This is a genomic window from Rhizobium sp. P38BS-XIX (genome assembly GCF_012641435.1).
GTDB lineage: Bacteria > Pseudomonadota > Alphaproteobacteria > Rhizobiales > Rhizobiaceae > Rhizobium.
Window position 1 is genome coordinate 191871 of record NZ_JABAIJ010000004.1, and the last position, 13783, is coordinate 205653.

At 59.5% G+C, this 13783-nt stretch carries 12 protein-coding genes; 6 read left to right on the forward strand and 6 right to left on the reverse strand.

Features of this window, described 5'->3' with window-relative positions:
* Position 1 precedes the first annotated feature (1 nt).
* From HGP17_RS15290 to HGP17_RS15305, 4 genes are all read right to left on the reverse strand, one after another.
* Positions 2-814 (reverse strand): ABC transporter permease, encoded by an 813-nt coding sequence (locus tag HGP17_RS15290; protein ID WP_168810365.1) that lies wholly within the window; start codon positions 812-814, stop codon positions 2-4.
* Positions 814-1680, reverse strand: coding sequence for an ABC transporter permease (locus HGP17_RS15295; RefSeq protein ID WP_168810367.1), 867 nt, complete (start codon positions 1678-1680; stop codon positions 814-816). The genes HGP17_RS15290 and HGP17_RS15295 overlap by 1 nt, the downstream gene beginning before the upstream one ends.
* Before the next feature lie 85 nt (positions 1681-1765).
* A complete protein-coding gene (locus tag HGP17_RS15300) occupies positions 1766-2929 on the reverse strand; it encodes a spermidine/putrescine ABC transporter substrate-binding protein (RefSeq protein ID WP_168810369.1) in 1164 nt (387 codons plus the stop codon).
* Positions 2930-2951: 22 nt separating this feature from the next.
* Positions 2952-4043: an ABC transporter ATP-binding protein gene (locus tag HGP17_RS15305; RefSeq protein ID WP_168810370.1), complete on the reverse strand. Its 1092-nt coding sequence runs from the start codon at positions 4041-4043 to the stop codon at positions 2952-2954.
* Between the two features lie 187 nt (positions 4044-4230).
* Here HGP17_RS15305 and HGP17_RS15310 point away from each other — a divergent pair, with 187 nt between their 5' ends.
* Positions 4231-5043: a helix-turn-helix transcriptional regulator gene (locus tag HGP17_RS15310; RefSeq protein ID WP_168810371.1), complete on the forward strand. Its 813-nt coding sequence runs from the start codon at positions 4231-4233 to the stop codon at positions 5041-5043.
* A gap of 25 nt (positions 5044-5068) precedes the next feature.
* Here the strand turns inward: HGP17_RS15310 and HGP17_RS15315 are convergent, their stop codons facing one another.
* A complete protein-coding gene (locus HGP17_RS15315; protein ID WP_168810372.1) occupies positions 5069-7468 on the reverse strand; it encodes a transketolase in 2400 nt (799 codons plus the stop codon).
* 134 nt (positions 7469-7602) lie between these two features.
* On the opposite strand from HGP17_RS15315, the gene HGP17_RS15320 reads away from it, so the two are divergent.
* Positions 7603-8097 (forward strand): Lrp/AsnC family transcriptional regulator, encoded by a 495-nt coding sequence (locus tag HGP17_RS15320; RefSeq protein WP_168810373.1) that lies wholly within the window; start codon positions 7603-7605, stop codon positions 8095-8097.
* Positions 8098-8168: 71 nt separating this feature from the next.
* On the opposite strand, the gene HGP17_RS15325 is transcribed toward HGP17_RS15320, so the two are convergent.
* Positions 8169-8954 carry a FadR/GntR family transcriptional regulator gene (locus tag HGP17_RS15325; RefSeq protein WP_348648946.1) on the reverse strand — a complete coding sequence of 262 codons (786 nt, stop codon included), beginning with the start codon at positions 8952-8954 and terminating at the stop codon, positions 8169-8171.
* A gap of 273 nt (positions 8955-9227) precedes the next feature.
* On the opposite strand from HGP17_RS15325, the gene HGP17_RS15330 reads away from it, so the two are divergent.
* The 4 genes from HGP17_RS15330 (at position 9228) to HGP17_RS15345 (ending at position 13750) form a co-directional block, all read left to right on the forward strand.
* Positions 9228-10208 carry a substrate-binding domain-containing protein gene (locus HGP17_RS15330; RefSeq protein WP_168810374.1) on the forward strand — a complete coding sequence of 327 codons (981 nt, stop codon included), beginning with the start codon at positions 9228-9230 and terminating at the stop codon, positions 10206-10208.
* A gap of 83 nt (positions 10209-10291) precedes the next feature.
* Complete coding sequence (locus HGP17_RS15335) at positions 10292-11821, forward strand: sugar ABC transporter ATP-binding protein (RefSeq protein ID WP_168810375.1); 1530 nt, start codon at positions 10292-10294, stop codon at positions 11819-11821.
* Positions 11822-11833: 12 nt separating this feature from the next.
* The gene (locus HGP17_RS15340) at positions 11834-12841 is read left to right on the forward strand and encodes an ABC transporter permease (RefSeq protein WP_168810376.1); all 1008 of its coding nucleotides are present in this window, start codon (positions 11834-11836) and stop codon (positions 12839-12841) included.
* Between the two features lie 3 nt (positions 12842-12844).
* Entirely contained in the window at positions 12845-13750 is a 906-nt protein-coding gene (locus HGP17_RS15345; RefSeq protein ID WP_168810377.1) for an aldose 1-epimerase, read from the forward strand.
* Positions 13751-13783: the final 33 nt, after the last annotated feature.

Sequence of the window (13783 nt, forward strand, 5' to 3'; positions counted from 1 at the left end):
GTCAGTTTGTCGTTGTCTTTTCGCGCATCAGGAAACGCGCGATGAGGATGAGGAAGAGCGATGCAATCAGCACCATCGTCGCGATCGCGTTGATCTCCGGGGTGACACCACGGCGGATCGAAGCGAAAACATAGATCGGCAGCGTCGTGTTCGATCCCGCGACGAAGAAGGCGATGATGAAATCGTCGAAGGAGAAGGCGAAGGCGAGCAGGAAGCCGGCAAGGATCGACGGCATGATCTGCGGCAGCACGATCTGCCGAAACGTGGTCAATGGCGTCGCGTAAAGATCGCTCGATGCCTCGACGATATCGCGGCCGAGGCTCGCAATACGTGCTTTGACGATCATCGTCACCAAGGCCATGGTGAACAGGCCATGCGCAGCGATGATCGAGCCATAGCCAAGTGCGAATTTAGGCGGCTGATCGCCGGGCCAGACGGCTGCGATCAGCGGGTTGATGATGCCGAAAACCTCGACCAGTGCCACCAGCGTCGCAATGCCGATAACGACACCTGGCACGACGATCGCCGCAGCAAAGAGCCCATCGAAAACGGCACGGGTGCGAGTGCCGAGCCGCTCCAAACCGATTGCGGCCATGGTGCCGAAGATTGCAGCGAGTGCGGCACTGGTGAAGGCGATGATGAGGCTGTTCTGCAGGGCTTCCATCAGAAAGGTGTTGGACAGCGCCCGTCCATACCACTGCGTCGAAAAGCCGGTGAACTCGCTGGCATTACGACCAGCATTGAACGAGAACAGGACAACGAGCGCAATCGGCGTATAGAGAAACAGATAGACGAAAGTAACGAGCGCGCGCATCAGACGAGATCCACCTGGCGGGTGCCAGCAACGCGCCATGCGATGCGCATGGCAACCAGCAGCACGATGACGACAACGGCAACGAGCGTTACGGCGATCGCTGATCCGAACGGCCAGTTGCGCGATTGCAGGAAGAGGTCGACAAGGGCATTGCCGATGAAGAACACCTTGCCGCCGCCAAGCAGCTGCGGGATCAGATATTCGCCGAGCAAGAGGATCGTTACCAGGGCAACGCCGGTCATGACGCCGGGCAGGGAGAGTGGCAGCGTGATGCCGAAGAAGGTTGAAATCGGCTTGGCACCCAGGTCAGCAGATGCCTCGAGCAATCGCCGATCGAGCTTTTCGAGACTGACGTAGATCGGCATAATCATCAGCGGCAGATAGCCATAGACGATGCCAAGCAGCACGGCACCGGGTGTATTGATCAGCCTGACGTTCTCGATGCCGACATATTCGAGCAGATGCGGGATGCCGCGCGCGCCGAGGAGATACATCCAGGCATATGTGCGCACGAGCAAGCTGGTCCAGAACGGTACGACAACAAGCGAAACGAGCAGTAGACGGCGCTGAGGGCTGGCCTTGACGGCTAGGTAGTAGGCGACCGGATAGGCGACGAGGAGGCAAGCGGCGGCTCCGATCGGCGCAAGGATCAACGTATTGATGAAAGCGGCCGACCGCGAGCCAAGATTGGCGAATTGCGCAAAGGTAAAAGCTGCCTGATAGCCGCCCTCAGGCGCACGCTCGCCAAAGGCGAAGATGATGATGGCGATGAAGGGCAGCACCAGGAAGACGAACAGCCAGATACTGGCCGGGCCGACAAGGGCAGCGGTAACGAGGCGCCGTTTGGTCGCAGGGGTAAGGGGCATCGAGAGGTTCTTTGTCCGCCGGTGCTTGGAGGAGGCCGACCCCTTGCCGCCGTCATGGTGGAAGGGATCGGGCCGAAGAAAGCGATCAGGCCGATTTGAAGCGCGCCATCAATTCGGCGCGGCTCGGATCGGTGAGGGTGACTGCCGCGCCAAATTCGAGCGGCGTCAGCGCTGCCTCATCCGGATAGACGATCTTGTTCGACGTGATCTCTTTCGGCAGGAGCTCGATGACGCGGCTGTCGGTGGTCGGCGCACCATTGGCAATGTGCTCCTTCACCGCGTTCTTCGGATCCATCAGATAGTTGAGAAGGGCGTAACCGGCAGCCTTGTTCGGCGCATCCTTCGGGATTGCATAATAATCGGTCCAGATTTCGCCGCCATCCTTGCCGAGCACATAGGCAAGCTCGGGCATGTCGCGATTGAGCTGAGCGCCGTCATTGGTCCAGCACATGGTCAGCCACGCGTCGGTCGAGCGCATCGATGGCTGGTAGTCGGAATTGATGGCGAAGAGATGCGGCTTGACCTTGATCAGCAGTTCCTCGGCCTTGGCAAGCTCGTCCTGCTTGATCGAATTGAAATCGTAGCCAAGGGAAACCAGGGCGCTGCCGATGGTCGTCAGCTGGTAGTCGTGCACCATGGCGCGGCCGTCGGCCTCCGTCTGCGCGACCTCGAAGAAATCCTTCCAGCTTGCAAGCTTGGTCTTGATCTTCTTGGTGTTGACCGAGAAGCCCGTCGTGCCCCAGTTCTTCGGCACCGCGTAGGTCTTGCCTTCGAGCTGACCTTCCTTGGTGAAGCGCGGGCTTTCCGTTGCCTGGCTGAAGTTCGGCACCTTGGAAAGATCGAGCTCTTCGATGAGGCCGAGTTTGTGATAGGTCGAAATTGTGTAGTTGGTCGGCACGAACAACGACCAGCCCGAGGCACCCGCCTGCAGCTTGGCCAGCATTTCTTCGTTGGAGCCAAAGACGTTGACCTCGACGGCGACACCGGTAGCTGCCTTGAAGTTCTCGAAGGTTGCGGGGTCGTGATAGTTCGGCCAGGTGGCGATCGACATCTGCGTGCCGAGTTCGCCCGCGGCATAGGCCGGAGTCGACAGCGCGCCCGGAACGCGCGACAGAACCGCCGCCGCAAGACCGAGGCCTGTGATGTTCAGAAAGTGACGACGGCTGATCGATCCGCGCTTCAGGCGCATGAATTCATCCATGAAACCTTCGGCGGAAATGGGGAGATTGTCCTTATAATCCTTGCTCATGATGCTGTTCCCTTGTTTTGGCTTATGCATTCGATGCTGGAAAGACATGTAAGGCTTTGGGGTCGAAGCCGAGGAAGACCTCTTCGCCTGGACCCACGAGGTCGCTTTCGTCCATGCTGCGACGATCCGAGGTGATCAGGAAATCGCCAAGCCCGGGGACGGTGACCGCATATTCGGCCGATGAACCCAGGAAGATGCGATGTGTCACCGTGCCCTTGAAGGACATGCCCGATGCAGTCGCACCGCGGCTGAGATGGATTGCCTCCGGGCGGAGTGCGGCGATCGCCGCGCCCGGTGCCAGCTGCTTGCCGGCCGAAAGGGCCGAGCCGTCCGCCAGGCGAAGCGTCTCTCCATCGGCTTCCATCGTCGCTTCTATGCGGTTCGTCTTTCCGACGAAATCGGCGACGAAGAGATCGGCGGGACGGTCGTAGACCTCCTGAGGCGTACCAAGCTGCCGGATGCGGCCGGCGCTCATTACGCAGACGACATCCGCCATCGACAAAGCCTCTTCCTGGTCGTGGGTGACGAGAACGAAGGTGATGCCGAGTTCGCGCTGCAGCGTCTGAAGCTCGATTTGCATGGCCGAACGCAGCTTCTTGTCGAGGGCGGCCAGCGGCTCGTCGAGAAGGAGCACGGAAGGACGGTTGACGATGGCGCGCGCCAGCGCCACGCGCTGCTGTTGGCCGCCGGACATTTCATGGATGCGCCGCTTGGCGAAACCGCCGAGGCGAACCATCTCGAGTGCTTCTGCGACGCGTCTGTCGATCTCGGCAGCACCGACCTTCGGACGCATCTGCTTCAGCCCGTAGGCGACGTTCTGCGCGACGTTGAAATGCGGAAACAGGGCATAGTGCTGGAACACCATGTTCACAGGACGCCGGTAGGCCGGAACGCCGTTCATCTCGCGCCCGTCGATCAGCACGGTGCCTTCGCTCGGTTGCTCGAAGCCGCCGATCATGCGCAGGCATGTCGTCTTGCCACAGCCGGAAGGCCCCAGAAGCGCGAGGAACGCGCCCTTGGGTACATTGAGATTGATGTCCGTTACGGCGGTCACGGCGCCATAGTTTTTCGTGACCGAACGGAATTCGATATCGTTCGTTGAAGCGGATGCCACGTCTGTTCCCTGCGGTTGGTCGGCAGTCTTTGATCTGCCTTATTGCCACCGTCGTTAAGGAAAGAGTAAGCCTGGGCTTCCCGCGAGGTATATACCCCGAAAGAGGTATTTCGGCGCAAAAGACTTCGTGGAAGGTATATACCGGGGCTGCGCTTGTTGGCGCAGGACGGCAGAGGGGACCCGTCACATGAGCACCGACCTTGAAGGACTTTTTTCGGCCTTCAATGCGACCATCGGTCGATCGGCAATGGCCGATTCCGAATTCGGAGAGACCTTCCGCCAGATGATGGCGGCGTTGGTGCGGTTCGACTATGTCGTCGTTTTCGCCTATCGTGGCAAAGAGCGCCCGATTGACCTCTACAGCACCTTCGATCGCGAAGAGCATGTCGTCTTCGTCACGCTCTATCAGGCCGGACCCTATCTGCTGGATCCGTTCTATCACACAGCGCGGGAACGCCGCCAAGGCGTGCTCAAGATGCGGGAGTTAGCGCCGGATCGCTTCTTTTCCAGCGAGTATTACCGCACCTATTATGTGCAAACCGGACTGGCCGAGGAAATCGGCTTCTTCGTCAATGTCGACGATGACGTCACCATCGTCCTGTCGCTGATGCGGCGCGAAACGACCGGTGTTTTCCCGCCGGCGGAGTTTGCGACGCTGAAGAAGGTCGAGCCGCTGGTGGCAAGCATGGTGAGGCACTATTGGTCCGGTCTTGCCTCACGGTTCGATGCGCAATTGGTCGCCGGCGGCAAGAGCCGCCGCAAGCCGGGTCAACACGAACCTATTCCCCCCGCCGACGCAGTCTGGCGAGATCTCAACCTGACAAGCCGAGAAACCGCGATCGTCGAACTCGTTCTCCAGGGACACTCGTCGGAATCGATCGGGCTGAAGCTGAATATCTCGACGGGGACCGTCAAGGTCCATCGCCGAAACGTCTATCGCAAGCTTGGCATTTCCTCACAGACCCAGCTGCTTTCGCTCTACCTCAAAAATCTCGCATAGTGCTTGGTGTCCTTTTGCGTCCAGATCAAGCCGCGCCGGCCCGCGGAGCGGCATCGGCGCGTATCAGGGATTCGGCCGCCTCCATGATGGCATGGGTATCGATGCCGAAATGCGCGTAGAGATCGGCGATCGTGCCGGTCTGGCCGAAATGCTCGACACCGAGGGACACTGTTCTGTGCCCATGGACAGAGCCAAGCCAGCCGAGTGTCGCTGGATGACCATCGGTGACGGTGATCAGGCTGGCCGTGCGCGAGGCGTCTGCGAGCAGTGTTTCGACATGAGCGAAGGCATCCACATGGCCATGTCTGCGAGCGCGTTGCGCTGCCGTCCAGCCGGCATTCAGACGATCGGCCGAGGTGACGGCAAGCACCGCGACATCGCCCTGCGCCTCGGCCATCCGGCCGGCTGCCATCAGGACTTCCGGGGCGACGCAGCCCTGATAGGCAAGCACGATACGGGTGCGGGCGGAAGGCTTGCGCAGCCAGTAGGCGCCGTCGATCACACCTTGCCGGAAGATGGCGTCTTCGCGGCGCTTCGCGATCTGTTCCAGCGGTCTGGTCGTCAAGCGCAGATAGACCGAGCCGCCCGTCTCGTCGCGCAGCCAGGTACGCGGGTCATGCGTTGCATCGCCATCGCGCTGCATATAGTCGAAGGCCCAATTCATGATGACGGACAATTCGTCGAGGAAGGCCGGCTCAAAGCTTGCCAAACCGTCCTGGCTCATGCCGATAAGCTGCGATCCGATCGACTGATGTGCGCCGCCTTCCGGCGCCAGCGTGACGCCCGAGGGTGTGCCGACGATCATGAACCGCGCATCCTGATAACAGGCATAGTTGAGTGCATCGAGGCCCCGCGCGACGAAGGGATCATAGACAGTCCCGATCGGTAGCAGCCGCTCGCCGAACAGCGAATGGGAAAGGCCGGCGGCGCCGAGCAGAAGAAAGAGGTTCATTTCGGCAATACCGAGTTCGATATGCTGGCCGCCCGGTCCGAATTCCCATTTCTGTGCCGAGGGGACCCGCTCGTCACGGAAGGTGTCGGCAAGCTGGCCGCGCGCGAAGAGACCGCGACGATTGACCCATGGACCGAGATTGGTCGACACGGTGACATCAGGCGCCATGGTCACTATGCGGGCTGAAAGGGCGTCGTCGCGTTGCGCGAGAGCGTCGAGGATTTTGCCGAAGCCGGCTTGGGTCGACAGTTCACGATCGTCGAGAAAGACCGGTCCGGAAGCCGGCAATGCGGGGGCGTTGAAGCGTCGTTTGCCTTTGGCAAAGAAAGGGACCGTCTTCAGAAAACGACGGATAGGCTCAGGCGACGGGATTGCGCCGAACTCCTCCCATTCCTGGCCTGACTTCACGCCGATGCGGGTCTGGAATGCTTCCATCTGCGCCTTGGTCATCAGGCCTGCATGATTGTCCTTGTGGCCGGCAAGCGGTGTACCCCAACCCTTGATGGTATAGGCGAGGAAGACTGTCGGCCTGTCATGGTCGACGCTTTCGAACGTGCGGACCAGCGTTTCAATGCAATGGCCGCCGAGATTGTTCATGAGATCGGAAAGTTGGTCGTCGCTGCGGGCCGAAAGAAGCCCCGCAACACCTGCTTGCCCGCCGATTTCGTCCGTCAGCCGTTTGCGCCAGGCGGCTCCCCCCTGGAAGGTAAGGGCCGAATAGAGCTGGTTCGGACAACGGTCGATCCAGCCACGTAGCGCTTCGCCGCCCGGCTCCTTGAAGGCGGCCTGCTGCAAGGCACCATACTTCAGAACCTTCACATCCCAACCAAAGGCGGTGAAGATGCCTTCGATACGTTGCCACAACCCCTCGCGCACGACGCCGTCAAGGCTTTGGCGATTGTAGTCGATTACCCACCAGGTGTTTCGCAGGTCGTGTTTCCAGCCTTCCTGCAGGCATTCGTAGACATTGCCTTCGTCCAGTTCGGCATCGCCGACCAGCGCAATCATTCTGCCTGTCGGACGCGCCTTCGACCACTGTTTGGCGGCAACGTAATCCTGCACGAGCGATGCAAAGGCCGTTATTGCGACACCAAGTCCGACGGAGCCTGTGGAGAAGTCGACATCGTCGATATCCTTGGTGCGGCTCGGATAGGATTGCGCGCCACCGAAGCCTCGAAAATTCTTCAGCTTCTCTCGCGTCTGGTTGCCCATCAGATATTGGATGCCGTGGAAGACGGGGGAGGCATGCGGCTTGACTGCAACACGATCTTCCGGGCGCAAGACGTGAAAATAGAGCGCCGTCATGATCGAAACGAGCGATGCGGACGATGCCTGGTGGCCGCCGACTTTCACCTCGCCTTTCTCGCGCAGGTGGTTGGCGTTGTGGATCATCCAGCATGCATGCCATAAGGCTTGCCGCTCAAGGTCCTTCAGGCATGCCAGCGTTTCCGGCGTCAAGGACTGTTCAATCATCGTCGTGTCTCTCCCAATGCCCGACCTTTGGTCGAAAAGCTACACCCGTTTCCAAGGTCAAACTGGTCTCAGTTGACGGATTTCCTTTGAAATGCGAAATTTCCTTTCGAAAAATTTCAGTTCATCGGTTAATCATGCCTACTTCAAAGCCTTCCCTGGATGCCGCCACCATCCGAATCCTCGATCTTTTGCAGCAGAATGCCGAAATGAGCATTTCCGATCTGGCCGAAGCGACAGGTCTGTCGGCTTCGCCCTGCTGGCGGCGGGTCAACGATCTGAAGGAAAGCGGTGTCATCAAGGGATCGGTGGCATTGGTCGATGCGCAATCACTAGGGTTGGCCGTCAACGTTTTCGTGCAGGTGTCACTGAAGCAGCAGGATCGTGAATCACTCGACGTTTTCAATGCTGCGATCAAGACCAAGCCTGAAATCGTCGAATGCTACCTGATGACGGGGGAAGCGGATTACATGCTGAGGGTCGTGGTCGAAGACCTGATGAAATTCCAGGCGCTCGTTGTCGATTTTCTCACGCGCATTCCAGGTGTCGCGAACATCCGTTCCAGTTTCGCCCTGAGCCAGATCAAATACACGACGGCATTGCCGACGGACCATCTCAAAATCAAGGCCTAGAGCGGTTCATGGGTTCCGTACAACGCGGAATGCATCTGGAAACATGTCCGAGCACGTATTAGGGCATGCCGCTACTCGGTGTTGGATGACTGATCGATCCGCGCCTTGCGCAAGGCATCGGTAATTTCGCTGCGGGCAACGCCGATCAACTGCTCCATCGCGTAGCGGGCCGCTTCGGGCCGGCGCATCCTGATTGCTTCAAGCACCTCATAATGCTTGAGGAGGGCCTGTTCGTGAGACTGGCTTGCGCGGTTCGTCAGTCGAAAGCTTGCCAGCAGGGCAGCACGGATCGCACTGCCAAATTGGCGATAGACCCAGTTGCCGCTGGCATCGATAATCGCGGTGTGAAAATCGAGGTCGGCGCGGCTCCATGCCTCGTTGTCGCGCGAGTTTGCCTCGACCATTTCCTCGTAGGCCTTGGATATCTGAGCGAGCTGCCGCGCGCTGGCGTTGGCTGCCGCATGGGCGGCCGCAGCCGGTTCGAGCAGCTGGCGCGCATCGATCAGCGAGGTGTAGAAAGTCTTGTCGGCGCCCGTCGATAACATGGCGTCAAGCACCAGCGGGTCGAGATAGTTCCAGTTCTCCCGAGGGAGGACCGTCGTGCCGGCTCGCGTGCGGGAGCGTACCAGGCCAAGCGCCGAGAGATATTGCATCGCCTCGCGCAAGCTGGTGCGGCTGACGCCGAAACGCTCGGTCAATTCGGCTTCGTTGGGCAACGTCGAGCCTTCGGCGATTTCGCCGGATACGATCTTTTCCACAAGGTGACGCAGAAGGGTCTCGCGCACGGTGCGCTTGCCATGGGCCGCGATCGGCTCCCCGTCTTCCGTCAGCTGCCGTTCCATCTTCGCGAATGTCACTCTTGCCTCTCCATTCATCCGCGACAAAATTCCGCCACATGCAAAACTAGTCAAGCGCCAGATTTTTCTTATTTAAATATGATTTATTTTGCAGAATCTATGCTGAACACGATGCAACTTAGCGTGGTTTACGCGTTCCGCAGTGTTTGATCTTAAAATAAATCATATTTAAGTTGACATTTGTATGATGAGTAATATGGTGCGCCCCATTCGAGGAGGGGCGGGACGCGTCTCTCGCCCGTGTTTGGTGACCATGTTTATTGGGAGGAAATGATGAGTTTCGTCACGCGCGCCGCGGCTGTGGCGCTTGCAGTTGTTGCTGCATCCAGCGCCGTTCCCGCTTTCGCACAGACCAAGGATCTGAAAGTCGGTGCGATTTATATGGATGCGCAGGGCTTTTACGCCGGCGTTCGAAAGGGCATTCAGACAGGTGCGGCGGATGCCGGCCGCAAGCTCGATGTCATCGAAACGAATGCGCAGGGCGATGTCAGCAAGGAATCGTCCTTCATCGATTCGTTGATTTCGGCGGGCGTGCAGGCGATCATCGTTTCGCCGGTTTCGGCCGATGGCTCCTATCGTGCCATTCGACGTGCGCATGATGCCGGCATTCCGGTCGTTTGCTATAACACCTGCCTGAACGATCAGGACATGAAGGACTACGTCACGGCTTATGCCGTGGGTGACCCTTATGATTTCGGCCACAAGCTTGGCGATGCCGCAGGCGATTATTTCCTGGCCGAAAAGAAGGATGCACCGAAGATTGCTGTCCTCAATTGCGAATTCGTCGAAGTCTGCGTCACGCGTCGCAAAGGCTTTGAGGATGCGCTGAAGAAGAAGGTGCCTGGCGCGCAGATCGTTGCGAACCAGGAAGGCGCCATTCTCGACAAGGCAGTTTCGGTTGCAAGCACCATGCTTTCGGCAAATCCGGATATCGACGCATTCTTCGGCGAAGCCGGTGGCGCGACACTCGGCGCTGCACGTGCCGTCAAAAGCCAGGGGCGCACCGGGAAGACCGTTGTTTTCGGCGGTGACATGACGACCGAAATCGCTCAGGAACTGGCAGATTTTACCGTCATCAAGGCTGTGGTCGATATTTCCGGTCAGGGCCTTGGCAAGCTTGCTTTGGCTCAGGCAGTCAAGGCCATCGATGGCAAGGCACCGGCTGACATCAAGGTTGCCTACGATATCGACCTCTACAAGTCTTCCGAGGACGGTAAGGCCTGGCTCAAGGCACATGCCGACGGCATTCCGTGAGCACCTCCCGCTCTCGGTTTCTAGCGTAACAAGGTTGCCGCTGGATCAGTCTGGCGGCATCTTCCTTTGTGTTGGAGAATTTGATGATTTCTGCAAACCCTTCCAACGCGGTCGGGAGCCAGCGCATCATCGCGTCGGTCAAGGGGGCGACAAGGCGCTATCCCGGCGTTCTCGCTCTCGACAACGCGACATTCGAAGTGGCCGCTGGTGAAGTCAGGGCCCTGCTTGGCAAGAACGGCGCCGGGAAATCGACGCTCATTCGCATGCTGACCGGAGCTGAGATTCCCGATAGTGGCACGGTCACCATTGATGGCGCCCCTTTGGCACATGCCGGCTCCAGTCGCGCGCAGGAAGCGTTCGAAAGAGGCGTAAGGGTCGTCTATCAGGAATTGAGCCTGGTTCCCGGCATGTCGCTCGCAGAGAACCTGTTTCTCGGCCGCTGGCCGCGCAAGGGTGGCGTCATTCAATATCAGGAAATGGAAGCCGAGGCCGCCGAGGCGATGGGCCGCCTTGGTCTTGATCTGCCGCCAAACCGGCTGGTCGCAGGTCTCAGCCCCGCCGAAAGGCAGCTTCTGGAAATCGCCCGCGTCCTGGTCGGCAAGCCGAAGCTCGTCATTCTTGATGAGCCGACAAGTTCGCTTGCCGCGGCCGAAGCCGAAAAAGTGATGAGCGCGGTCACGCGCATCGCGTCTGAGGGCATTGCGGTGATCTATGTCAGCCATCGCATGAATGAAATCCGGCAAATCGCCCATTCGGCAACCGTCATGCGCGATGGCCGCATCATCGATACGGTTGACGTCAAGGGAGCGGAGACGCGCGAGATTGTGAGGCTGATGCTTGGCTCCGAGGCCTCGCAAGCCGCCGCGCTCACGACGAACAACCGTCAGAAGGCCGTTTTGGACGTGCGCGACCTCAGCTTGGCACCGAAACTTTCCTCCGTTTCCTTCACGCTCAGGCAAGGCGAAGTGCTCGGGATTGCCGGCCTTCTTGGGTCAGGTCGCACGGAGTTGCTGCAGGCGATCATGGGCGTGCGCTCCTTCGATCAAGGGCGGATCCTGGTGGACGGCATTGAGGTTAAGACGCCGCGCTACAAGCAGATGGTGGCGCGTGGGTTCGGCTATACGCCCGAAAGCCGCAAGGAAGAAGGTATCGTGCCGCTTCTTGGCGTTGACGAGAATACGCTGGCGACGAACTTCTCGACAGTCAGTCGCGGCGGTATTCTCTCGAGCCGCCTCATGGCGGAAGCGACGCGCCGCGTGATCGATCGACTGCACGTGAAGACGGCGAGAACCGACACGCCGATCGGCACGCTCTCCGGCGGCAATCAGCAAAAGGTCGTCATTGGCCGCTGGGTGCATGCCGGCAGCCGGGTCTTGCTGCTTGACGAGCCGACACGCGGCGTCGACGTCGAAGCCAAGGCGCAGATCTATGCGATCATCCGCGAACTCGCGGCCGCCGGCTGCAGCATCATTTTTGTATCCAGCGAAATAGAAGAACTGCCTCTCGTCTGCGACCGTGTCCTCGTTCTGAGAGACGGTTCGCTGCAGGAGGAGTTCACCTTTCCGAATATCGATCAGGACGCCGTCATGGCCGCCTGCATCACCGGACATTGACGGAGGTCTCTCATGTCACTCGATCAGACGGCAAAATCCGCGCCGCCCACCAAGGCGAACAAGAGCGGCTTCAGCTTCTCCCAGCACATGAACGAGCTTAGCCTGTTCATCGCCATTATCGTTCTCTACGTCGTCTTTACATCGACGGCGAACGGCTTTCTGTCGTTCAACAACCAGATCAACATCCTGCGCGACGCCGCGACGATCGGCATCGCCGCTTGGGCTGCTACGTTGATCATCATCGCCGGAGAGATCGATGTCAGCGTCGGGCCGATGGTCGCGTTCATCTCGGTGATCCTGGCCTATCTTTTGCAATGGCATGTGCCGACGCCGCTTGCCTTTGCGCTGTCGATCGTCTTCGGCGCGGCGCTCGGCTCGATCGCCGGCATTCTCAGAGCCTATTTCGACGTGCCGTCCTTCGTCGGCACGCTCGGTCTTTGGAGCGCGCTGCGCGGCACGGCACTGTTCGTGACCGATGCACTGCCGGTCTCGATCGGCCGCAACGACATGGTCGACGCGCTTGATCGCTCGGTCTTCGGCATTCCGCCAGCGGCGATCATCATGCTGGTGCTGTTTGCACTTTTTGCCTTCATCAGCCGCAAAACCGCCTTCGGGCGTTCGGTCTTTGCAATCGGTGGAAATGCCCACGCGGCATTTTTGAGTGGGATCAGCGTTTCCCGCATTCGCGTTGCGCTCTTCGCCATTGCAGGCGCGATGGCGGCGATCTCGGGCATTCTTTTGGTCTCGCGCCTCGGTTCGGGCAATGCGACGGCGGCAACGGGTCTGGAGTTCGATGTGATCGCGGCCGTGGTCGTCGGCGGCACGTCACTATCGGGCGGTCGAGGCTCCATGCTCGGGACGCTGCTGGGCGTTCTCGTAATTACGTTGATCGGCAATGGTCTGGTGCTGCTCGGGATCAATCCGTTCTTCCAGCAGGTCGTGCGCGGCCTTATCATCGTCGTCGCGGTTCTCGCCAATATCCAGGCGATCAAGCGCAGCGCCTCGCGAAACAAGGGTTGAGAGATGACAATCGCCGATATCAAGGCCGGAGCGCTTTCCCTTCGCGTCTCGACGAATGGCGGGATCGTTCTTGGCTTCTGGCAGGATGGGGAAAGCGGTCGTATTCCGCTCCTGCGCGAAGCACCCTCGGATCAGTCCGACGCGCTCGCCTCCGGTTGCTATCCGCTCGTCCCGTTCGGCAATCGCGTCAGCGGCAATCGCTTCTCCTTCGGCGGCAAGGATTATGTCTTCGAGCCGAACACGGATTGGGACCGGCATTATCTGCATGGTGAGGGATGGCAATCCCCGTGGTCGGTGACCTCGAAAAGCGAGAATATTCTCCAGCTCGCTTTTTCCCATCGCGGCAGCGGTACGCCCTACAGCTACGATGCGACGCAAGTCTTCACCCTTTCGGAGACGGGGCTGGAGATGCGGCTGACCGTCGAAAACAAGGGAAGTGCCGCCCTGCCGTTCGGCCTGGGCTGGCACCCTTACTTTCCCCTGACGCCTGAAACGACGCTCACTGCACCAGCTCGAAAGTTCTGGACCGAAGTTGAAGGCTGGCTCCCCGGGGAGGCGACCGCCATCCCGCAAGATCTCGATTTTTCGTCACCGGCACCCCTGCCGAAGCGCTGGGTGAACAATGGCTTCGAAGGCTGGTCGGGAGAGGCGTTGGTCTCTTGGCCGGAGAGGCGCACGCAATTGCGGTTGACCGCCGATCCGCTGTTCAGACACGCTTTCGTCTTCGTATCCGACACGACATTCGATCCCGCATTCAAGCGCGATTATTTCTGCTTTGAGCCGATGTCGCATCTGGCAAATGGGCACAATCTGCCCGGACTTGGCGACCTGACCGTGCTTGAACCCGGTGCGGCATTGACGGGCGCCATCCGCCTTCACCCGGAAAAGCTCGCGGAAAACGCCGTCTAATTTATCAATCCCGCCTTGCGGGCTTCGGAGCAT

Bases quoted from the DNA above. Each gene is read 5' to 3' on its own strand.
- HGP17_RS15310 (WP_168810371.1), top strand. From the start codon at position 4,231: ATGAGCACCGACCTTGAAGGACTTTTTTCGGCCTTCAATGCGACCATC.
- HGP17_RS15340 (WP_168810376.1), top strand. From the start codon at position 11,834: ATGTCACTCGATCAGACGGCAAAATCCGCGCCGCCCACCAAGGCGAAC.
- HGP17_RS15320 (WP_168810373.1), top strand. From the start codon at position 7,603: ATGCCTACTTCAAAGCCTTCCCTGGATGCCGCCACCATCCGAATCCTC.
- HGP17_RS15295 (WP_168810367.1), bottom strand. From the start codon at position 1,680: ATGCCCCTTACCCCTGCGACCAAACGGCGCCTCGTTACCGCTGCCCTT.
- HGP17_RS15290 (WP_168810365.1), bottom strand. From the start codon at position 814: ATGCGCGCGCTCGTTACTTTCGTCTATCTGTTTCTCTATACGCCGATT.
- HGP17_RS15300 (WP_168810369.1), bottom strand. From the start codon at position 2,929: ATGAGCAAGGATTATAAGGACAATCTCCCCATTTCCGCCGAAGGTTTC.
- HGP17_RS15315 (WP_168810372.1), bottom strand. From the start codon at position 7,468: ATGATTGAACAGTCCTTGACGCCGGAAACGCTGGCATGCCTGAAGGAC.
- HGP17_RS15335 (WP_168810375.1), top strand. From the start codon at position 10,292: ATGATTTCTGCAAACCCTTCCAACGCGGTCGGGAGCCAGCGCATCATC.
- HGP17_RS15330 (WP_168810374.1), top strand. From the start codon at position 9,228: ATGAGTTTCGTCACGCGCGCCGCGGCTGTGGCGCTTGCAGTTGTTGCT.
- HGP17_RS15345 (WP_168810377.1), top strand. From the start codon at position 12,845: ATGACAATCGCCGATATCAAGGCCGGAGCGCTTTCCCTTCGCGTCTCG.